General features: G+C 49.7%; 17 protein-coding genes. 13 read left to right on the top strand and 4 right to left on the bottom strand.

Going from position 1 to position 20,616, the window contains the following annotated elements; genetic code table 11:
* Positions 1-24: 24 nt before the first annotated feature.
* The gene (locus tag ACXMYH_RS14975; RefSeq protein ID WP_118603887.1) at positions 25-273 is read right to left on the bottom strand and encodes a TIGR03905 family TSCPD domain-containing protein; all 249 of its coding nucleotides are present in this window, start codon (positions 271-273) and stop codon (positions 25-27) included.
* Between the two features lie 416 nt (positions 274-689).
* On the opposite strand from ACXMYH_RS14975, the gene ACXMYH_RS14970 reads away from it, so the two are divergent.
* From ACXMYH_RS14970 to ACXMYH_RS14960, 3 genes are all read left to right on the top strand, one after another.
* Complete coding sequence (locus ACXMYH_RS14970; protein WP_486555185.1) at positions 690-1,382, top strand: 5'-methylthioadenosine/adenosylhomocysteine nucleosidase; 693 nt, start codon at positions 690-692, stop codon at positions 1,380-1,382.
* A 142-nt stretch (positions 1,383-1,524) separates the two neighbouring features.
* Entirely contained in the window at positions 1,525-2,640 is a 1,116-nt protein-coding gene (locus tag ACXMYH_RS14965) for a hypothetical protein (RefSeq protein WP_147354842.1), read from the top strand.
* 86 nt (positions 2,641-2,726) lie between these two features.
* Positions 2,727-4,076 carry a glucose-6-phosphate isomerase gene (locus ACXMYH_RS14960; RefSeq protein ID WP_118321463.1) on the top strand — a complete coding sequence of 450 codons (1,350 nt, stop codon included), beginning with the start codon at positions 2,727-2,729 and terminating at the stop codon, positions 4,074-4,076.
* 130 nt (positions 4,077-4,206) lie between these two features.
* On the opposite strand, the gene ACXMYH_RS14955 is transcribed toward ACXMYH_RS14960, so the two are convergent.
* Positions 4,207-4,473: a hypothetical protein gene (locus ACXMYH_RS14955; RefSeq protein ID WP_118297578.1), complete on the bottom strand. Its 267-nt coding sequence runs from the start codon at positions 4,471-4,473 to the stop codon at positions 4,207-4,209.
* Between the two features lie 250 nt (positions 4,474-4,723).
* On the opposite strand from ACXMYH_RS14955, the gene ACXMYH_RS14950 reads away from it, so the two are divergent.
* The 10 genes from ACXMYH_RS14950 (at position 4,724) to ACXMYH_RS14905 (ending at position 17,388) form a co-directional block, all read left to right on the top strand.
* Positions 4,724-5,824: a hypothetical protein gene (locus ACXMYH_RS14950; RefSeq protein ID WP_215701909.1), complete on the top strand. Its 1,101-nt coding sequence runs from the start codon at positions 4,724-4,726 to the stop codon at positions 5,822-5,824.
* 87 nt (positions 5,825-5,911) lie between these two features.
* Positions 5,912-6,868: a M15 family metallopeptidase gene (locus tag ACXMYH_RS14945; protein WP_486555184.1), complete on the top strand. Its 957-nt coding sequence runs from the start codon at positions 5,912-5,914 to the stop codon at positions 6,866-6,868.
* A 222-nt stretch (positions 6,869-7,090) separates the two neighbouring features.
* Positions 7,091-7,693, top strand: a complete 603-nt coding sequence (gene yyaC / locus ACXMYH_RS14940; protein WP_215701907.1) for a spore protease YyaC — start codon at positions 7,091-7,093, stop codon at positions 7,691-7,693.
* 135 nt (positions 7,694-7,828) lie between these two features.
* Positions 7,829-9,217: a LysM domain-containing protein gene (locus ACXMYH_RS14935; RefSeq protein WP_329751947.1), complete on the top strand. Its 1,389-nt coding sequence runs from the start codon at positions 7,829-7,831 to the stop codon at positions 9,215-9,217.
* Positions 9,218-9,333: 116 nt separating this feature from the next.
* On the top strand, positions 9,334-10,758 hold the full coding sequence (locus ACXMYH_RS14930) for a DUF5711 family protein (RefSeq protein ID WP_118513648.1): 1,425 nt from the start codon (positions 9,334-9,336) through the stop codon (positions 10,756-10,758).
* A 60-nt stretch (positions 10,759-10,818) separates the two neighbouring features.
* Positions 10,819-12,801, top strand: a complete 1,983-nt coding sequence (tkt, locus tag ACXMYH_RS14925; protein WP_118297573.1) for a transketolase — start codon at positions 10,819-10,821, stop codon at positions 12,799-12,801.
* Positions 12,802-12,943: 142 nt separating this feature from the next.
* Positions 12,944-13,885, top strand: coding sequence for an ROK family glucokinase (locus tag ACXMYH_RS14920; protein WP_118297710.1), 942 nt, complete (start codon positions 12,944-12,946; stop codon positions 13,883-13,885).
* A gap of 421 nt (positions 13,886-14,306) precedes the next feature.
* On the top strand, positions 14,307-15,983 hold the full coding sequence (locus ACXMYH_RS14915; protein WP_118531439.1) for a putative manganese-dependent inorganic diphosphatase: 1,677 nt from the start codon (positions 14,307-14,309) through the stop codon (positions 15,981-15,983).
* Positions 15,984-16,009: 26 nt separating this feature from the next.
* Positions 16,010-16,801, top strand: a complete 792-nt coding sequence (locus tag ACXMYH_RS14910; protein WP_118531441.1) for a flavin reductase family protein — start codon at positions 16,010-16,012, stop codon at positions 16,799-16,801.
* A gap of 74 nt (positions 16,802-16,875) precedes the next feature.
* Positions 16,876-17,388 (top strand): shikimate kinase, encoded by a 513-nt coding sequence (locus ACXMYH_RS14905; RefSeq protein ID WP_118297709.1) that lies wholly within the window; start codon positions 16,876-16,878, stop codon positions 17,386-17,388.
* 262 nt (positions 17,389-17,650) lie between these two features.
* Here ACXMYH_RS14905 and hydF read toward each other — a convergent pair whose 3' ends face one another.
* Both hydF and hydE read right to left on the bottom strand, forming a co-directional pair.
* Positions 17,651-18,934, bottom strand: coding sequence for a [FeFe] hydrogenase H-cluster maturation GTPase HydF (gene hydF, locus ACXMYH_RS14900; protein WP_486555864.1), 1,284 nt, complete (start codon positions 18,932-18,934; stop codon positions 17,651-17,653).
* 57 nt (positions 18,935-18,991) lie between these two features.
* The gene (hydE, locus tag ACXMYH_RS14895) at positions 18,992-20,140 is read right to left on the bottom strand and encodes a [FeFe] hydrogenase H-cluster radical SAM maturase HydE (RefSeq protein WP_252197313.1); all 1,149 of its coding nucleotides are present in this window, start codon (positions 20,138-20,140) and stop codon (positions 18,992-18,994) included.
* Positions 20,141-20,616 lie beyond the last annotated feature (476 nt).

Here is a 20,616-nt window from a genome sequence, read left to right as displayed (position 1 = left end):
CTGATCAATGGGTTCGAAGATGGATTACGCCTGCTGCTCTTTATACTGCTTTAAAGCTCTCGCAAGCTGGTCTGGACATGAAGTTGGGCGGCCGTTGCAGCTTACGCCTTCGACTCTTTTGATCACTTCGTCGATATCCATGCCCTCAACAAGAAGGCCGATACCCTTTAAGTTGCCGTTGCATCCGCCAACGAAGCTTACGTTTTTGAGTTTGTTGTTCTCTACGTCAAAATGGATTTCTCTGGAGCAGGTGCCCTGTGTCTTGTATACCATATAAAAACCTCCGTTTGTAAAAGTCTGGCCGTCTGGCCGAATTGAAAGTATCCTTATTATACTCACAGCAGAGAATCATTGTCAAGAGAAGCACTGAAGTCCATTTTGTTGGAGACTCTGCCCGTACTATTCGCGGGACGGAAATTCGTTAAATGAACAATCCGCGTTATACAGCTGCGGATGCGGATTTTGCCGATCCCTGATTCGGTGTATCGGAAAATTCCCGTTACAGTGTGAAGGCAGGGTGTATCAGCGACTTATATTAGTTCGCCAAAGATAACGATGAAAAGGAACTTTATTTGACCTGCGCCCCATTATCCCGTATAATGAAAACGATAAAGATGATGAGAATCTGTCTGAAACTCAGACAGGATCGATATTTTGGTAAAATAATGTTATAACACGGAGGAATTCAAATGCTTGGTATTATCGGAGCAATGGAAGTAGAAGTTGAGAAACTTCGCGCAAAAATGACAGAGACAGAAATGAAGACAGTGGCCGGAATGAACTTTTGCAAGGGAAAACTGGAAGGAAAAGACGTTGTCATTGTTCGTTCCGGTATCGGTAAGGTAAACGCTGGTATCTGCAGTCAGATCCTTGTGGATCTCTATCAGGTTGATGGGATCGTGAATACAGGAATCGCGGGATCCCTGAGAAATGAGATCAACATCGGGGATCTCGTTCTCTCCACAGTGGCAGTACAGCATGATGTGGACGCAGGCGGATTCGGATATCCGGTCGGAGAGATCCCACAGCTCGGTGTAAAGGAATTTCCGGCGGATGAGAGATTGTTAACTCTTGCGGAAGAGGCGTGCAGAGAGGCAAACCCGGACATCAGCACCTTCAAAGGACGCGTTGCCAGCGGTGACCAGTTTATTGACAGTAAGGAAAAGAAAAAATGGATCTGTGACACATTTGACGCGTACTGCACAGAGATGGAAGGCGCAGCTGTTGCACAGGCGGCATACTTAAATAAGATTCCGTACCTGATCGTCCGCGCGATCTCTGATAAAGCAGATGACAGTGCCCATATGGATTACGGTGAGTTCGAGGCAAAGGCGGTTGAACATTCTGTAAATCTCATGCTTGCTTTAGTAAAAAGACTTTGATCTTGTCATTACCTTAAGAACTCGTTTCCTGTCCACATTTGACGAACGATTCTTCCGTTCTCAATCTTCTCAAAATCATTCTAGCCCGCTATAATTAGTGGCATCATCTGGAATGATCCGGACGGAGAAAGGGGAACTGATTATGCTGGAATTTTTACAGACAGGGAGAATGCTCTATGTTCTGGCGGCAATCTGTGCGCTCGGGACACTCAGCAAGCTCGCAACAGGAAGCCTCTACAAAAGATTGATCAAAGAAACCGGAAATATGGCGCTGACGAAAGATAAGAACTTAAAGACGCTGAAACAGCGCATGGAAAATGTGTTCCTTATCAACCACGGGATCCGAAATGTAAACGCATACATAGAAAAACAGCTCTACGGATTCCGATTCCTCCATGTAAGTCTCGATGGCTGGGACAAACTGTCCGTGCAGGCGATGATCCTCTGCTTTATGGTCGGAGGAGTAACGGCATTTGGCGCATACTGGTATCGATGTGACAATTCCTACATCGTATTATATGGTGCGGCAGGCGTCTTTAGCGGATTGTTTCTTGCATTTGTGGACAATTGGATCGGGACGGGAATGAAACGGAAACAGCTTGCGGATCATTTGGTGGATTATGTGGAAAACTCACCGCATTTCTATAAAAGTGTGGATAACATCGTTTATGCCGGACAGGAGCGGAAAAAGGCGGTGGGAGCTTCTCCGGCTGGAGATTTTTCCGGCAGTGGTACAGGCTATGGGAGAACTCAGGAAAGTGTGAGAAATGGCAGAGGAAATGGACGTTTTTCTGTTCTCAGAAGGAAAAAAGACGCACAGATTTCTGATGAAAGCGATGAAACAGAGAATCTGGAAAATGAAAACCTTACAAGAACCGGGGATGCCGTGAAGCTGTCGCGGCTGGACGGAAAAACATCTGTGTCTGAAGGGAATGGAACCGGTCCGGCCGTAAATGGAAATAGTATCGGCAGTTCATCAAAAAAGCCAACAGGAAAAACTGACTATAATAGAAGCACGGGCCAGAATGCCCGGGATGCCGGCTCAAAAAGCATGGGGACGGGTGGAAAAGTATTGACGAGTGAGACAGAACTTGCCCAGAGCATCAACCACCTGAGCGAAAGCCTGAGGCAGATCGCCGCAAGCCGGGAACAGCCGGGCGAAAGTCAGAAAATGCCGGATGATCTTGAGCTGATACGGAACTCGATCCCGGCGGAAGAAATGGCGCTGCTGAAAACATTATTTAACACACTGATTTAGAATGCGAAGCATTGTCAAGGGTTTCACGAAGTGGTATAATAACGGACAGAGACTGTGAATCTCACACAAGAAAAGGAGACAGGGTTATGGGTAAAGAAATCGTATTTGATTATTCCAAGACAGCCGGATTTATCAGTGAAGAGGAAATGAAGAACATGAAGAGCATCGTTATGGGTGCAAAAGATGTCCTGACAGCAAAATCCGGTGCAGGCAATGATTATCTTGGATGGATCGACCTCCCGGTTGATTATGATAAAGAGGAGTTTGCAAGAATTAAGAAAGCGGCGGAGAAGATTCAGGGAGATTCCGATGTACTTCTTGTGATCGGTATCGGCGGATCTTACCTCGGTGCCCGTGCTGCAATCGAGTTTTTATCCCACAGCTTCTACAATGTGCTGCCGAAGGGGAAGAGAAAAACTCCGGAGATTTATTTCGTGGGAAACAGCATCAGCAGCAAATACATCCATGATCTTCAGGATGTACTGGAAGGAAAAGATTTCTCCATTAATATTATATCCAAGTCCGGCACGACAACAGAACCGGCGATCGCATTCCGCGTATTCAAGGAAATGCTGATCAGCAAGTATGGTAAGGAAGAGGCCAACAAGAGGATCTATGCGACCACAGACAAGGCAAAGGGAGCTTTAAAGAATCTGGCAAACGAAGAGGGATACGAGAGCTTCGTTGTTCCGGATGACGTTGGAGGACGTTTCTCCGTGCTCACAGCCGTAGGTCTTTTACCGATCGCAGTCAGCGGTGCGGATATCGATGCCCTGATGACGGGGGCAGCAGATGCGAGAAAGGTTGCTCTTGAGACAGAATATGAGAAGAACCCGGCTCTTTTATATGCCGCAGTCCGCAATATCCTGTTAAGAAAAGGAAAACAGGTGGAGATCGTAGCAAACTACGAACCGAGCCTTCATTATGTATCTGAGTGGTGGAAACAGCTCTTCGGCGAGAGCGAAGGAAAAGACCAGAGAGGTATCTTCCCGGCAGCCGTAGATCTGACAACAGACCTTCACTCTATGGGGCAGTTCATCCAGGATGGTGCCCGCATCATGTTTGAGACAGTTCTGAACGTGGAAGAATCCCCGGCGGAGATTGTTCTCCAGAAAGAGGACGTCGATACAGACGGCATGAACTATCTGGCAGGAAAGACCGTTGATTTTGTAAATAAGAGTGCCATGAACGGAACAATCCTTGCGCATACAGACGGCAGTGTGCCGAACCTTATGGTAAAGATCCCGGCGCAGGATGCTTACAGCCTTGGTCAGCTGTTTTACTTCTTCGAGTTCGCATGCGGCGTCAGCGGCTACATTCTCGGAGTCAACCCGTTCAACCAGCCGGGTGTTGAGAGCTATAAGAAGAACATGTTCGCGCTGCTCGGAAAACCGGGTTATGAGGAGGCAAGAGAGGCGCTTCTCAAGAGATTATAATAAAGAAATATAATATTAGACGTATTCGGCAAAATGTTGCCGGATAGGATGAGAAACGATAAAATAAAAACGGCTGATCTCCATGTGTCAGGGCAGAAATGACACAACGGGCAGATCAGTCGTTTTTTGATCACTCCTCGATCACCTGAAACTCCAGATAATCAAAGTCGATGGATTCGATAAAACTGTCTTTCGTAAACCGCGTCTTATCATGCAGCTGAAAATCGCGGATATTGGAATCGAGCCAGATCGGCTGGCTTAAGTCGAATTCGTGACAGATCTCATCCAGAGCCTGAAATACCATGGCGGTTCTCGACATGGAATAGTCGTTGTTGCAGGACACCATATCTTTGATCAGATGATTATCTTTCCATATTTTTCCCCAGATTCGGAACATAAAACAGTCCTCCATTCTTTTTCGTTCACGGTCATGATTTGAAAAACAGTATAACGGATTTTTTTAAGAAAGTAAAGCCACGTGAACAGCGGCAGCGCATTTTTGAAATTACAAAAGCACGTTTTGGCATCACACGGGACGGACATGCGAATTTTACTGAAAATGCCTTGTATCGCCTGAAAAATTGTAGTAATCTATACCTATATGGACATTTGATGACATACTTGAACCAAAGCCAGGAGGACAAAAGATGGGACAGCCAATTACAGATCATGCTGCCTTTTTTGCCAGCGCAGGACAGGCAGTTGAGGAACTGGAAGCTCTGAATACAGAGGTGGAGCAGCTCGAAGCGGATGAGAAGAAGTTAGAGAGTTCCCTCAAGGGAAAACAGCGTTCTGTTACAGAAACCATCAGCCAGACGGTGAAGCAGCGGAAAGAGGAGATTACAAAAAGCTACGATGCGGAGCTCGGGAAGGTGCAGGATCGCCTGAAAAAAGTAAGAGCGAAGCGTGAAAAAGCGAAAAACCAGGGTGTCAAAGAGCGGATCGAGGAAGATACCAGGGGGCTTGTGCGGGAGAATAAAGAACTTGCGGACCAGATGAAAACTTTGTTTAAAGCAAACCATGTTCCGGGATTCTGCCGTGGAAGTTACTATTACGCGCTCTATTTTACGAGAACATTTAAGGATTTTCTGGCACTTCTCATGACGATCATGATCTGCTTCCTCGCGATCCCGTGCGGAGCATATTTCCTGATCCCGGAGAGACGGACTATGTATCTCGTGGGAATCTATGTGGCGGCGATCCTGATCTTTGGCGGGATCTATGTAACGATCGGAAACATGACCAAGGTGCGCTATATGGAAGTGCTGAAAGAAGGACTTGGGATCCGGGCGAAGATCCGCGCGAATAAAAAAGAGATGAAGGTCATCGCGAAGACGATCCGACGGGATAAGAACGAGACGGTCTACAATCTCCAGAAATTTGACGATGAGATCGCCCAGCTCGACCAGGATGCGGCGGAGATCAACCGGAAAAAGAAGGAAGCACTTACGACCTTCGATACCGTGACACGGACGATCATCTCTGATGAGATCACGGCAAACAACAAAGAGGAGATCAACCGGATGGAGGACGAGCTTTCTTCTCTGGCAGAAAAACTTCGTAGTACGCGGACGGCTGCGAAGGAAAAAGCATTGTTCATTACGGATCACTACGAGGTTTATATAGGAAAAGAATATATGACGCCGGAGAAACTCGCGGCGCTTGCGGATATCGTGAGAAGCGGTGCGGCATCCAATATCAGTGATGCGATCTCGGTCTATAAGAGTCAGGGAGATACGGCAAAATAACAGCTGATGCACTGGCCGCAATAAAATATGGTCAGGAAATACTGAGCAGTTACAAAAAGGACAGAATTACAGGAAAAGGGACAAAAGATGAAAAAGTATGGAATAAAACTTGCGCTTGCTGCCGCTGTATTTTGCATGGCGATGCCGTTCGCATCGTTTGCCGGGACATGGAAATCGGATGCAAACGGAATGTGGTATCAGTTTGACGATGGAACATGTCCCAAGGGAAGATGGGCATGGATCGATACCGATAATGATGGAATGGCGGAGAGCTTTTACTTTGACTCCAACGGATATGTTCTTAGAAATACCACCACACCGGATGGTTACCAGGTAAACAGGATCGGTGCCTGGGTCGTTGGAGGCGAGGTAAAGCAGAAAGCCGGCGGCGAGACAAAGAACGGCGGATCCGGAAACAACAGTAGCTCTAACAGTTCAAATTCCAACAGCAGCTATTCTTATGATACAGATTGGTATTTCAAAGTAGATGGAATAAGTGAATTAGATATAGCATACTATCATTACTATGCAAAATATTATAGCTGGGATGGCCGCAGCGCAGAGCGTGATGCAAAGGTAAATGAACAGGTTGACCGAATTTTAGCCAATCAGAATGATGCGACGGCATCTGCGGAAGTGGTCAGCGTAGAGATTCCTGTCTGGAGATTGAAAAACGGTCAAAAAGTTGCTGGAACAGCTCATGTACAGGTCTTAAGTTCTGTCGCAGATCAGGTAAAAGAGATTTTTACAGAAATCTATAATGGACCGGAACAGTTCCCGATCGAAAGTGTTGGCGGATATAACTGGAGAAGCAACGGAGTGGGAAGCAATCACAGCCTGGGTCTGGCCATTGATATTAACCCGGACGCAAACCCACAGATAGATACAGATGGCAAAACGGTTCTTGTTGGAAATAAATGGGAGCCAAGCGTAAATCCGTATTCTATCAGTCGTGACAGTGATGTCGTAAAGGCATTCGGAAAACATGGCTGGAGATGGGGAGTTGGATTCAGCAGAGCGGATCTGATGCATTTTGAGTATTAAGAGATCAATGATGCAATACAGAAAAACAGGATAAAAATAGGGGATCGGGGATATATCATACCCGGTCCTCTTTCAATTTTATAAAAATTTCATCAGGATTTTCTGCACAAAACCAAAGGTATTGTGCACCAAGGCACATTCGCTGTTATTGCACATGTATAATCTTCCTGAATCCCGCCTATAATGTCTCATAGAAACCAACCAGGAAACGGAGTGTTCACGATGAGATTCGGGAGGCGGAAGATCACTTATTATGATACGGAAGCGGGATTTGAGGCGGAGAAATTTGCGGCGAGACTTCTGCTTCTTCTGATGAATGAGATGCGGGCATCCGGGCGCCGCAGGATCGTTTTTTTATGCATCGGGACAGACCGGTCCACGGGGGACAGTTTGGGACCGCTCATCGGCTCAAAGCTGGCGGCGGAGGTGACCGGCGATGTGACGGTGATCGGGACACTGGAACATCCGGTCCATGCGGTGAACCTTGACCGGACGATCGAGGAGATGGAAGAACATTACCCGGATGCGATCATTGTAGCTGTGGACGCCGCCGTGGGCCGTTGGGATCATGTGGGGCTTGTGACGCTGGAAAAAGGGCCGCTGCGTCCGGGACTCGGCGTGCGAAAGGAACTTACCGCCGTTGGCGACATTTCCATCACCGGGATCGTCGGCGGGGCGGAGAGCGGAGACCCATTATTTTTACAGAGCATACGCCTGTCCCAGGTCATGCGGCTTGCGGACTGCATCAGCCGCAGCATCTGCCTTGGATTGCGGATCATCGGGAGACGTGTCGAAAACTTTTCCGGTCAGACTGTGCCGTTTTGACATGTTTTGCAGATCTCCCATGCTATACTTCGGAAAGAATTCGACGAAGCGCGTTTACGTGGTTCGCGTAAATAAAGAGGCGGCCGGCCGCTGTCTGGACATGCCGGCTGCCTGAAGATAGAACGAGGTGGCAGCATGGGAGAATTATACAATCCGTTTCCGAAACTTCCGAAAAATATCCGCCAGATCGGTGATACGGACCAGGTGGTCCGGCTGTATGTGGAGGACTATGTAAATACATATTTGAAACGCCTGTATCCGGCAGGAAATCAGACGCTGCGTGTGGGACTTTTGCTGGGAAATACGGAAAACTATGACGGGACTCCGTATATCTTTATCGATGGCGCCATCGAGATGGAGGACGTGGAAGTATCCGGGGAGAAGGTGGAATTTTCCGAAAATGCCTGGAAAAAGGCGTATCGTGGGATCGAGGAGTCGTTTCCGAAGCGGACCGTTCAGGGATGGTTTATCTGCGGCACTCCGTCGAGCCAGCTGAGTCCCCTGAATTACTGGAAACTGCACAACCAGTACTTTAACGGGAAAAACAAGCTGATGTATTTAAATCATGGTCTGGAAGGTGAGGAAGCAGTCTATATCACTTCGGAGGACGGCTTTTACCGGCTGAAAGGACATTGCATCTATTACGAGAGAAATCAGATGATGCAGGATTACATGGTGACCAGGAAAGACGTGCGCCGGGTGGAATCCGGCTCGCATGAGAAGGTCATCAAAGATTTCCGGCAGCGGATGACGGTCAGGAAAGAACAGGCGGACGCAGGGCGGCATATGTCCGGGATCCTGGGGACGGCGTGCGGAGTCCTCACGGTGGCGGTCCTGGCAGGAGGTGTTGTGCTCGTCAATAATTATCACAAGATGCGGCAGATGGAGACGGTGCTGACTTCCGTGGTGCCTGCCGGGACGGCAAACTGGAGCGATTATCTGGACAAGCTGAATCAGGAACCGGATTTTGTCATTGAAGAGCGGCCGGGAAATGTATTTCCGACGGATGAGAGCAGGGAGACCGGGGAAAGTTACGCGGCGGAGACGATGGAAGCGACAGAGGCAGGCACGAACAGCAAATCTTCAGAAGTATCAGAGAGTACAGGAAATCCGGAGACAACCGGCGTGTTGGGGCAATCCGCTGCTTCAAGCCAGCCAGACAATCCAGATACAGCTGCTTCAACAGGAAAGCCCGGTACTGACGGGACCGAGACCGCTGCAGCGTCCGGAGCCGTGGAGGAAGCAGTTCCACCCACCAGTGCTGAAGCTCCGACCTCGCCACGTGTCGGTATGGGAAAAGAGGAAGGACAGGGCGACGCATCCGGTCAGGGAAAAGAGCCGGTGGACTACGCCGCCGCGGCCGCGAACGGCTATCGGATCTATGAAATCGGTGACGGTGAGACGTTATATGGGATCTGCTGGAAAGAGTACGGAAATTTAAAGCGGTTGTCCGAAATCTGCGCGCTCAATCACCTGGACGATGTGAACCATATCGTAGCGGGGCAGAAGCTGGTCCTGCCATAGAAATCGGGGATTTCCGCCTGCCGGAATGAACTGGAATAAAAACAAAGAATTTAATGCGCATCTCCTGAAAATGGTGTATACTAATCTATATATGTCCATTTTTCAGGAGATTTTTTATGAGTGATATGCAATCTATGGACAGAGAGAACAAAAAGAGGCAGCTCAGACAAAATATCGTACAGATGCCGGACGCCGGATCGGATGAACCGATGGATGACGAACGGCTTGCCAGATATAAAAAGAAAAAGCGGATCATCGCAGTTGCAGCCGCATGTTTCCTTGCAGCATTGGGATTTACCGGATACAGATATATGAATGAGTATGAATATACCAGCTACAGTGTTCAGTGGGAGCGCTCCATGCGGTATACTGATACGTCCAACGCGGATAAAGAAACACAGGCGCCGGAAACAAGTGCGGCGGCCGATGAGGGAACAGATGGGACCGATGAGACCGCTGCGGCAGAAAGCGCTGCCGGTACGGACACCGGAAACTCCGACTCTGCGGCAACTTCCGCGGCCGAAGTCTCAAAGACAGTCAGCGACAGCAGTTTTATCCGATTTGCCGTGTTCGGCGACAATATGATCAAGTACACAAAAGACGGTGCTTCCTACATTGATGCCTCCGGCAAGACGATCTGGACACAGAGCTATGAGATGAAGACCCCGATCATCAATATCAACGGGGATTATGCCGTGATCGCGGATCAGCAGGGAAATGAGATGTACATCTGCAACAAAGAGGGATGTACCGGAACCGCGAAGACACAGCTTCCGATCACGAAAGCGGCGGTATCGGCCCGCGGCGTTGCGGCGGCCGTAGTCGAGGACAGCACGGCGAGCTACATATTCTACTTCAAGAAGGACGGCGAGTCGCTCGGGATCAACATCAAGATGCTCCTTTCCGGTGATGGTTATCCGGTGGACATCGCACTTTCCCCCGACGGAAAACAGATCGTCATGTCCATCATGTACATGAAAAACGGCGCGTTAAAGAACAAGGTCGCGTTCTACGATTTCTCTGAGATCGGAAAGAATGTCAACAACCGTTTCATCGCCGCGTTTGAGGAAGAATTTGATGATAAGATGGTGGGGCGCGTCCGATACTTAAATGACCAGACCGTCTGCGCCTTTTCCGATAAAGGACTGACCTTTATCTCTGTAAAAAATGTGATACCGGACACAAATGTGATCTATGTTCCGGTAGAAGAAGAGATCCGAAGTATCTGCTACTCGGATAAATACGCGGCTGTCATTGTTGACAGCACATCCGGAAGTCCGTACCGGCTTGATGTATACAACACGGATGGAAAGAAAGTTACAAGCATTGATTTCGACTACGCCTACACGGGCGCTCTCATTGACGGGGACAGGCTTATCCTGTATAATGAGGAATCATGCAGGGTCTACAACCTGGACGGGCACGAAAAGTTTAACGGACAGTTCGATTATTCTGTATCGCTCGTCAGGGCTGGAAAAAATCGTACCAATTCTCTGATCACCGCAGGCAGCGAGGTGATGAAAGAGATTAATTTAAGGTAAATGGAACTGTGAAACTTCAACAGTTCCCAACACTTATGGATTATCAGGAGGAATGAAACAATGAACACAATCGACAATCTGGCGATCAATTCCATCAGAATTTTATCCGCAGATGCGATCCAGAAGGCAAATTCCGGACATCCGGGACTTCCGCTTGGCAGCGCACCGGCTGCTTATGAGCTCTGGGCACACCATATGAACCACAATCCGGCAAATCCGGAGTGGGCAAACCGTGACCGTTTTATCTTATCCGGCGGCCATGGCTCCATGCTGTTATATTCCCTGCTTCATCTGTTCGGCTATGGTCTGACAAAGGAAGATTTAATGAACTTCCGTCAGGTTGGTTCCCTGACTCCGGGACATCCGGAATACGGTCACACCGTAGGCGTTGAGGCGACAACAGGACCGCTCGGCGCAGGTATGGGAATGGCAGTTGGTATGGCGATGGCTGAGAAACATCTGGCAGCTGTATTCAACAAGGAAAACTATCCGGTTGTCGATCACTTCACATATGTACTCGGCGGAGACGGATGCATGATGGAGGGAATCTCCTCTGAAGCATTCTCCCTTGCAGGTACACTTGGACTTGGAAAACTCATCGTTCTCTACGACTCCAACCGTATTTCCATCGAAGGAAGCACGGACATCGCATTCCGCGAGAACGTGGAAGAGCGCATGAAAGCATTCGGCTTCCAGACGATCACAGTCGAAGACGGAACAGATATCGATGCGATCGGCGCTGCGATCGAAGTTGCAAAGGCTGATACGGAGCATCCGTCCTTCATCACGATCAAGACAGAGATCGGCTTCGGCTGCCCGGCAAAACAGGGAAAAGCCAGCGCGCACGGCGAGCCGTTAGGTGTTGACAATATCAAGGCAATGAGAGAGAACCTCGGCTGGAAGTATGAGGAGCCGTTCTTCGTACCGGAAGAGGTTTATGAGCATTATTCCCGTCTTGCAGAGGAAAAAGCAGACACAGAGGCAGAGTGGAACGCAATGTTCGCTGCATACTGTGATGAGTACCCGGAGATGGAGAAGCTCTGGGAGCAGTACCATACAGCTCCGGACGCAAAGGCACTGATCGAGAACGAGGCACTCTGGCTCACAAAAGACAAGGCAGAGGCAACACGTTCCCTGTCCGGCAAGATGATCAACATCTTAAAGGACATCATGCCGAACATGATCGGCGGTTCCGCTGACCTCGCACCGTCGAACAAGACAGCAATGAAGGATGCAGGAGATTTCTCCGCAGAGAATCCGGCAGGCAGAAACCTTCACTTCGGCGTAAGAGAGCTTGCGATGACAGCGATCGGAAACGGCATCATGCTTCACGGTGGTCTCCGCGCTTACGTTGCGACATTCTTCGTATTCAGTGATTATGTAAAACCGATGGCAAGACTTTCCGCTCTGATGGGAGTTCCGCTGACCTTCGTTCTGACTCACGACAGCATCGGAGTTGGTGAGGACGGACCGACCCACGAGCCGATCGAGCAGCTTGCAATGTTCCGCGCAATGCCGAACTTCCATGTATTCCGTCCGTGTGACGCGACAGAGACATCTGCAGCATGGCTCTCCGCAGCAACATCCAAAAAGACACCGACAGCGCTTGTTCTTTCCAGACAGAATCTCAATCCGATCCCGGGAAGCAGCAAGGAAGCGTTAAAGGGCGGCTATGTCATCGACGACTGCGAAGGAACACCGGATGCGATCCTCATCGCAAGCGGTTCTGAGGTTGATCTTGCGGTCAAGGCAAAAGCAGAGCTTGCAAACGAAGGAAAGAAGATCCGTGTCGTATCCATGCCGTGTATGGATATCTTTGAGGAGCAGAGTGCGGAGTATAAAGAGTCCGTACTTCCGAAAGAGGTCAGAAAGAGAGTTGTCGTTGAGGCACTTTCCGACTTCGGCTGGGGCAAGTATGTCGGCCTCGACGGCGCTTATGTGACAATGAAGTCCTTTGGCGCAAGCGGCCCGGCAGCGAAGCTGTTCGAGAAATTCGGATTTACAGTTGAGAACGTTGTAAATACAGTAAAGACACTGTTCTAAATAACCCGAACGTGACGGTTCAGTCATGCAGCGATCCACATCGGAAGGCAGCATGGCTGAACTGACACGGTTTTAAGGGCACGCGGGATCTGAAAACGTGTTTGAAATGGATCCGGCAGATTTAGGAAAAAGGGGAAAACACATGAGCTTAAAGTGTATTGGGATCGATATCGGCGGAACAAGCGTGAAGCTTGGTATCTTTGAGGAAGATGGGACTCTTGTAAAAAAATGGGAGGTCCCGACAAGAAAAGAAGAGGACGGAAAGTACATCCTGGGCGATATTGCGGCTTCGATCCGCAGAACAGTGAAGGAGAGCAGACTTGAACTCTCTGATTTTTCCGGCGCGGGAATGGGATTCCCGGGACCGGTTCTTCCGGACGGACACTGCGAAGTGTGTGTAAACCTTGGCTGGAAAGCCGGAAATCCGCAGCAGGAATTAAGCAGACTGCTGGACGGAATGCCTGTAAAGAGCGGTAACGACGCAAACGTGGCGGCTCTCGGTGAGATGTGGCAGGGCGGCGGAAAAGGATATAAGAACCTCGTCATGGTGACGCTCGGAACAGGTGTCGGCGGCGGCATTATCCTGAACGAAAAGATCTGGACCGGCGAGCAGGGCGTTGGCGGCGAGATCGGTCATATCCATGTGATGGAAGGCGAGAAAGAGGCCTGCAACTGCGGCGGCCATGGCTGCCTGGAGCAGGTTGCTTCCGCGACAGGGATCGCGAGAACTGCAAGAAGAATGCTGGCGGCGGACAGCCGTCCATCCAGCCTCAGAAGCTTAAAGAATATCAGCGCGAAGAATGTGCTGGATGCAGCAAAAGCGGGGGATGAGCTTGCGCTCGATTCCCTCAACAAGTCCTGCTATTATCTTGGCTGGGTCCTTGCAACACTGTCCATGGTCCTGGATCCGCAGGCTTATATTATTGGAGGCGGCGTTTCCAAAGCCGGGACATTTCTGACTGACATGATCAAGAAATATCACGATGAATTATCTCCGATGGCGACAAAGAAAGCGGACATCGTCCTTGCAAAGCTTGGAAACGATGCCGGGATCTACGGAGCTGCGAAGCTGATCCTCGGATAAAAGAAGAGAGAGTCCGGTAAAACGGGCTCCCTTTTTACTGCCGGAAAAGGATACGAAGCGTGCCTGATGCGCATAGGCCTTGAGTGTATGGGAGATAAAGAAAAATGTCCGCCATAAACGGACATATAAGATCCCTAAACATGAGGAGACCCCGGTCGCGACAACCGGGGCAATTATGAAAAATCTATGTGCAATTTGTCTAGTTAGCGAAGTCGAATGACTTTTTGTTTATGCAATAAGTATAAAAAACAAATATGAATAAATTATGAACGCACTATGAAGTTATTGTAACACATTCTCATTTGTGCGTCTGAGAAAAACGCATAAAGCTCCAGAAAAGGATATAAAGGGAAAACCTGCGAAGGAATGCGACAGAGAAACTTTCTGGGGATATGCGCATGGAATGGAGAGGAGAAGATCAATGGCAGTTGAGGGACTGAAAAAAACACTTGTCCTTGGACACAGAAATCCGGATACGGATTCCATCTGCTCAGCCATCTGCTATGCAGGTTTCAAGCATCAGCTTACCGGCGAGAACTATGAGCCGTGCCGTGCCGGAAATGTAAACCCGGAGACACAGTATGTACTGGATTATTTTAATTTAAAGGCGCCGCGCCTTGTCGAGAACGTAAAGACGCAGGTCAAGGATATCGAGATCCGCAAGACAAAAGGCGTATCCCGCGGAATTTCATTAAAGAATGCATGGGGACTCATGCAGGAGAACAACGTCGTAACACTTCCGTGTGTGACGGAGGAAGGTCTCCTGGAGGGCGTTATCACTATCGGCGATATCACCAAGTCCTACATGAACTTATATGACAGCAGCATCATTTCCAAAGCATGCACAAAATATGCGAACATCCTGGATACGCTGGAAGGCAGCATGGTAGTCGGCGACTCCGAAACATATTTTGATCAGGGAAAAGTCCTGATCGCGGCTGCAAACCCGGATCTGATGGAAAACTACATCGAGAAACATGACCTTGTCATCCTCGGAAACCGTTATGAGTCCCAGCTCTGCGCGATCGAGATGGAGGCAGGCTGTATCATCGTTTGTGAGGGTGCGGGCGTTTCCTTAACGATCCGCAAACTGGCACAGGAGCGCGGCTGCGCGGTCATCACGACACCGTATGACACATACACGACCGCCCGTCTGATCAACCAGTCCATGCCGATCAGCTATTTCATGACGAAAGAGAATATCATCGAGTTCTCCGAGGAAGATTATCTCGACGATATCCGCGAGATCATGGCGAGCAAGAGACACCGTGATTTCCCGGTCCTGGATTCTGATGGAAAGTATATCGGTATGATTTCCAGACGTAACCTCTTAGGTGCAAAGGGAAAGAGCATCATCCTTGTGGACCACAATGAGAAGAGTCAGGCGGTAGAAGGTATGGAGAGCGCCGATATCCGTGAGATCATCGACCATCATCGTCTCGGAACAGTTGAGACCATGTCCCCGGTATTCTTCAGAAACCAGCCGTTAGGCTGTACCGCGACCATCATCTATCAGATGTATCAGGAAAATCATATGGAGATCGATAAGACAACTGCAGGTCTGTTATGCAGTGCGATCATTTCCGATACATTGTTATTCCGTTCCCCGACCTGTACAGCAGTCGATAAGGCAGCCGGCCTTGCACTTGCACAGATCGCCGGACTTGACATTGAAAAGTATGCGATCGACATGTTCTCTGCGGGAAGCAACCTGAAAGGAAAGTCTGACGGCGATATCTTCTATCAGGATTTCAAGCGCTTTACGGTAGGAAATTCCGTATTCGGAATTGGACAGATCACATCCTTAAACGCAGTGGAGCTGAAGGATCTGAGATCAAGAATGTCCGTATACACGGAAAAAGAACGAGAGCAGCATGAGATCGACATGATGTTCTTCATGCTCACCAACATCCTGACCGAGTCCACAGATCTGATCTGCACCGGACAGGGCGCGGAGCAGCTGATCACCACAGCGTTCCATGTGGCAGATGAGGATGTGGAAAATGTGAGTGCGCAGACCGGAATCGTGAAGCTGCCGGGCGTTGTTTCCAGAAAGAAACAGCTTGCACCGCAGATCATGATGGCATTGCAGCAGTAAAAGTTGAATAAAGGCGGGATCTGCAAATGGAAAAACGACAGTTTAAACCAGGAAATATGCTCTATCCGGTTCCGGCGGTCCTTGTGACAGCGGCCGACCGGGAAGGAAATTCGAATATTTTTACGGTGGCATGGGCGGGAACCATCTGCACAAACCCGCCGATGCTGTCGATCAGCGTTCGGCCGGAACGCCACTCTTACCATATGATCAGAGAGACCGGAGAGTTCGTGGTCAATTTGACGACCGAGTCCATGGCGTGGGCGACCGATTACTGCGGCGTGCGCTCCGGGCGCGATACAGATAAGTGGAAAGACACGGGACTGACGCCGGAGAAGGCAAATGTTGTCAATGTGCCGGTGATCAAAGAAAGCCCGGTAAACATTGAGTGCCGTGTTGTGAAAGTCGAGGAGCTCGGAAGCCATCACATGTTTATCGCTGATGTCGTGGCGGTGGATGTGGACGAAGCGTACATGGATGAGAAAGATACGTTCCATCTCTCTATGGCAAAGCCGCTTGCCTATTCCCATGGAAGATATTACGGGATGGGCGAGGAGCTGGGAAGCTTCGGCTACAGCGTGAGAAAGGCGGAGAAAAAGAAGATTCTGATCGGAAAGACCGCAGGAAAACAGGCTGGAAGAAAAGCGCCGGAAACCGGAAAGAAGACTGCGGAAAAAGAACTGCAGCCGCGCAGGAAAGCCGGAAATAAGGCCGGAGGAAAGACACCGGAAACCGGAAAAAAGACCTCGTCCGAAAGGAAAAACATCGGAAATCCAGGACGGAAGGCCGGATCAGGAGCCGGAAAACCGCGCAGACAGTAAAGATCTGGTGATCGGATCATGATGCGTGAACCGGAAAAATGACAGGATGTGTGACAGCAGAAAGGACTTTAGTGATGAAGAAGAAAAATATTCTGATGATCGGAATGCCGGCATCCGGAAAGAGCACCATCGGCGTGCTGCTTGCAAAGCGCCTTGGCTATTCCTTCGTGGATGTGGATCTTGTGATCCAGGAGAAGACCGGAAAACTTTTGAAGGAGATCATCGCGGAAGAAGGAGATGACGGTTTCCTTCGCGTTGAGGAGCAGGCGAACCTTGATCTGGATGTCGAAAAGTCTGTCATCGCGCCGGGCGGCAGTGTGATCTATGAGGCGAAAGCCATGGAGCACTATAAAGAGACCGCAACGATCGTGTATCTGAAATTAAATTACGAAGATCTGGAATCACGTCTCGGAAATCTTGTGGATCGCGGGGTTGTCTTAAAAGACGGAATGACACTCAGGGATCTCTACAATGAGCGCCTTCCGTACTATGAGAAATATGCGGATATCACGCTTGATGAGACCGGAAAAGAGTTCGGTGAGCTTGTAGACGAGCTGAGAGCCTATTTTGAAGGTCTGGAAAAATAAAAGGCGGATTTTTATGCATAGGCGGGGTCTGTATGATCCAATAGAAAAAGAGCCTGTATTGAGATTTGGCGAATAAATGGAGAAGCTCCGGTAAAAAGGCAGAAAGTGTTGATGCCTTTCTTTACCGGAGCTTTTACTTACGCGAACAACGAGCCAAAGTCCGCGCTTGCGCGAGACCTTGGCGACTGTCGCGATGTTTTGGCTCATTCGCACAGAAATCATGCAGAGCAGTCATAAAAACAGAAGAGCATGGAGACTGCGCTCAGAGTCCGAGACACTCGACACTTCTCTCCAAAATCCCTTTCATATATGCGATCGCGATCCCGTAATTTGTCATCGGGATCTCCTGGTCGGCGGCATTCCTTAAGCGGCTTCGCATTTCCCGTTCATTTAACATACAGCCGCCGCAGTGGATAATGAGCTTATAATCGGAGACATCTTCCGGAAATTCGGTGCCGGAGGTGAAATGAAATTCCGGCTGTTTTCCGGTGTATTCCCGGATCCAGTTTGGAAGTTTTTCGGTTCCGATGTCCCCGCACTGGCGATGGTGGGTGCAGCCCTCAGAGATCAGGATCTTATCACCATCCTGGATCGTATTCAGAGCCCGCGCGCCGTGGACGGCCTGGGTGAGATTTCCTTTATATCTCGCAAACAGGATCGAAAAAGAGGTCAGGCGGATCTCTTTCGGAGTCATGCGGTCCACGAGAGGAAAGACTTGGCTGTCCGTGATGACGAGAGACGGCTTTTTCTTTAAGGAATCAAGCGCTGCAGCAAGTTCCGACTCCCGACAGACGATCGGCATGGCGCCGGAGTCAAGGAGATCCCGGATCACCTGCTGCTGCGGCAGGATCAGGCGGCCTTTCGGGGCAGCTTTGTCGATCGGGACGACCAGGATAACAACGTCCAACGGATGTACGAGATCGGCGACAAGGCGTTTCCCGCTTCCATCCGGGGCAACGAGGCGTGCCATGCGCTCCTTTAAGTCGTGGATGCCAAAACCGGTTTTCGCACTGACATAGACCATATTGCTGTGACCGGATCCTGAAACTGCCGGATCTGATGCCGGAGAGTCCCCGGTCGCAATTCCGGTGGGAACGCCAGCCTGTGAAGCATTCCGGCTGGTTTTCCTGTCTGACGGGGCGGGATCCGGGAGCAGATCTGCCTTATTGTATACAACAAGATATGGAATCTCTTTTTTCTCAAACAACCGGATCATCTCAGTTTCCCAGCTGCCGGTTCCGGTCGTTGCATCCACGACCAGGATCGCGAGATCGGTCTTGTTCAGTACCTGGCGGCTTTTTCCGACACGTTTGATCCCAAGCTCCCCCTCATCATCGATTCCGGGCGTATCAATGATCACGACCGGCCCTAACGGAAGAAGTTCCATGGACTTTGAGACTGGGTCGGTGGTCGTTCCCCGGACTTCAGAGACGATGGAGAGGTCCTGACCGGTCACTGCGTTTACAAGACTTGACTTTCCGGCGTTTCTTCTGCCAAAGAATCCGATGTGGATCCTCTCGCCGGACGGCGTCTCATTCATTCCCATATATACACCTTTTGAATCTGTTGTCACAAACAAATCCATCCCTTTCTTTTTTCTGGATTATCCTTTGTGATCCCCGCGGTCCACAACGACATGATATCCGACGCTTTCCATCCGCCGTTTCATGCAGTTCACACATTCTGCTGCCTCATCGCCGGTGCAGATTTTATTGTCATAGAGAAGATATTTTGCACGGACCTGTACCGGGGAAAGATTCGGCATGACAACGTTTCCGCCAGCAAGGATCCCGAGCTCGCGCCCGAACGGATGGATCGTGCCGAGCGCCGTCGTTGCGGGAAGCAGGACATTCGGATCCTGAAGACGGAGAAGTCCCATCATAAACAGGGTGAGTTCCATGGTCCCTGCAGTCTGGTCTCCAAACGGCGTGTCATGCTGCGGGATAAACGGCCCGATCCCAACCATTTCCGGTTTGAGATCGCGGATAAAGATCATGTCCCCGGCGAGACATTCCGATGTCTGGTATGGGGAGCCGACCATAAAACCGCAGCCGGTCTGGTAGCCGATCTCCTTTAATGTTCTCAGACAGTTCATACGGTGCTCAAAGGACATTTCCGTCGGATGAAGTTTCTGATAGTGTTCTGCGTTTGCCGTTTCATGGCGGAGCAGATACCGGTCTGCACCAGCGTCAAAGAAGCGCTTGTAGCTCTCGTATTCCATCTCACCCAGGGAAAGCGTGATCGCACAGTCCGGAAATTCCCTCCGGATCATGGAGACGAGATTTGTGATCCGATCCTCAGTCATAAAAGGATCTTCCCCGCCCTGAAGGACGAAAGTGCGAAATCCCAGCGCGTAGCCGCTCCGGCAGCAGGATAAAATATCTTCTGTGGAAAGGCGGTAGCGGCTTGCGTTCTTATTTCCGGCCCGGATCCCGCAGTAGAGGCAGTTATTCTTACAGTAATTGCTGTACTCGATGAGTCCGCGGACATAGACGTCCGTGCCGTATACGCGCTCCCGGACGGCCCGCGCCTTTGGAAAGAGGTAGGCTGCAAGCTCCGGGGAACGGCCGTCGATGAGACGGACCCATTCGTCTTTCGTGAGCGCTTCGCCTGCTTCCAGACGGTCGATCAGCGCTTTTAATTCATTGAGACAGACCGGATCAGTCACGCCGTTCCGGACCGGCTCTTTCCACCAGCATTTCGGGTTTAACTTGTTTTCCAGCAATGCGGTGTTCATAAAATCAGTATCCATGAGGTCCTCCTGTGGGAAATATGACCAGAAGAAATGACAGAGAAAAGAAATAAGCCCGTACAAGTGTATGATACAGACCGAGTGTTAAATATGAAAGACTCCATGCAGTTCAAGAAGCTGCAGCGAGGGGATCAGACTTTCTTTTGCAGGGCATATATGTATGCCGGATAACAATTTCTTCCCTGTCAGAACATTCTTAAGGTCAGTAATAGCGAATTCGACTCTTTCCCGAAAGAATAGGAAACTTCTCGCAGGTCAGAGAACATAGAACTATCGTAACATATCAGAAAATAAAAATCAATTCCAGCCGAGCGAACAGGAAAAGATGTGGGAGTGATACTTTTTAAGGACAGAAATTTCCTGAATAAAAATCCCCGCCGCAAGAGAGAGGAAGTGCGGCGGGGCTGGTGCTGGTCCGGAGCAGGATTGGAGCCCCGGATCCAGTATTACAAAATAAAGGGAAAAATCATAACGAT

This window comes from Pilosibacter sp. NGB245 (genome assembly GCF_057397225.1).
The sequence above is the reverse complement of the archived record's forward strand: the minus strand, read 5'-3'. Positions and strand labels throughout refer to the sequence as shown.

Coding starts and splice junctions, on each gene's coding strand:
- ACXMYH_RS14975 (WP_118603887.1), bottom strand. CDS start 273: ATGGTATACAAGACACAGGGCACCTGCTCCAGAGAAATCCATTTTGAC.
- ACXMYH_RS14970 (WP_486555185.1), top strand. CDS start 690: ATGCTTGGTATTATCGGAGCAATGGAAGTAGAAGTTGAGAAACTTCGC.
- ACXMYH_RS14965 (WP_147354842.1), top strand. CDS start 1,525: ATGCTGGAATTTTTACAGACAGGGAGAATGCTCTATGTTCTGGCGGCA.
- ACXMYH_RS14960 (WP_118321463.1), top strand. CDS start 2,727: ATGGGTAAAGAAATCGTATTTGATTATTCCAAGACAGCCGGATTTATC.
- ACXMYH_RS14955 (WP_118297578.1), bottom strand. CDS start 4,473: ATGTTCCGAATCTGGGGAAAAATATGGAAAGATAATCATCTGATCAAA.
- ACXMYH_RS14950 (WP_215701909.1), top strand. CDS start 4,724: ATGGGACAGCCAATTACAGATCATGCTGCCTTTTTTGCCAGCGCAGGA.
- ACXMYH_RS14945 (WP_486555184.1), top strand. CDS start 5,912: ATGAAAAAGTATGGAATAAAACTTGCGCTTGCTGCCGCTGTATTTTGC.
- yyaC (WP_215701907.1), top strand. CDS start 7,091: ATGAGATTCGGGAGGCGGAAGATCACTTATTATGATACGGAAGCGGGA.
- ACXMYH_RS14935 (WP_329751947.1), top strand. CDS start 7,829: ATGGGAGAATTATACAATCCGTTTCCGAAACTTCCGAAAAATATCCGC.
- ACXMYH_RS14930 (WP_118513648.1), top strand. CDS start 9,334: ATGAGTGATATGCAATCTATGGACAGAGAGAACAAAAAGAGGCAGCTC.
- tkt (WP_118297573.1), top strand. CDS start 10,819: ATGAACACAATCGACAATCTGGCGATCAATTCCATCAGAATTTTATCC.
- ACXMYH_RS14920 (WP_118297710.1), top strand. CDS start 12,944: ATGAGCTTAAAGTGTATTGGGATCGATATCGGCGGAACAAGCGTGAAG.
- ACXMYH_RS14915 (WP_118531439.1), top strand. CDS start 14,307: ATGGCAGTTGAGGGACTGAAAAAAACACTTGTCCTTGGACACAGAAAT.
- ACXMYH_RS14910 (WP_118531441.1), top strand. CDS start 16,010: ATGGAAAAACGACAGTTTAAACCAGGAAATATGCTCTATCCGGTTCCG.
- ACXMYH_RS14905 (WP_118297709.1), top strand. CDS start 16,876: ATGAAGAAGAAAAATATTCTGATGATCGGAATGCCGGCATCCGGAAAG.
- hydF (WP_486555864.1), bottom strand. CDS start 18,934: ATGGGAATGAATGAGACGCCGTCCGGCGAGAGGATCCACATCGGATTC.
- hydE (WP_252197313.1), bottom strand. CDS start 20,140: ATGGATACTGATTTTATGAACACCGCATTGCTGGAAAACAAGTTAAAC.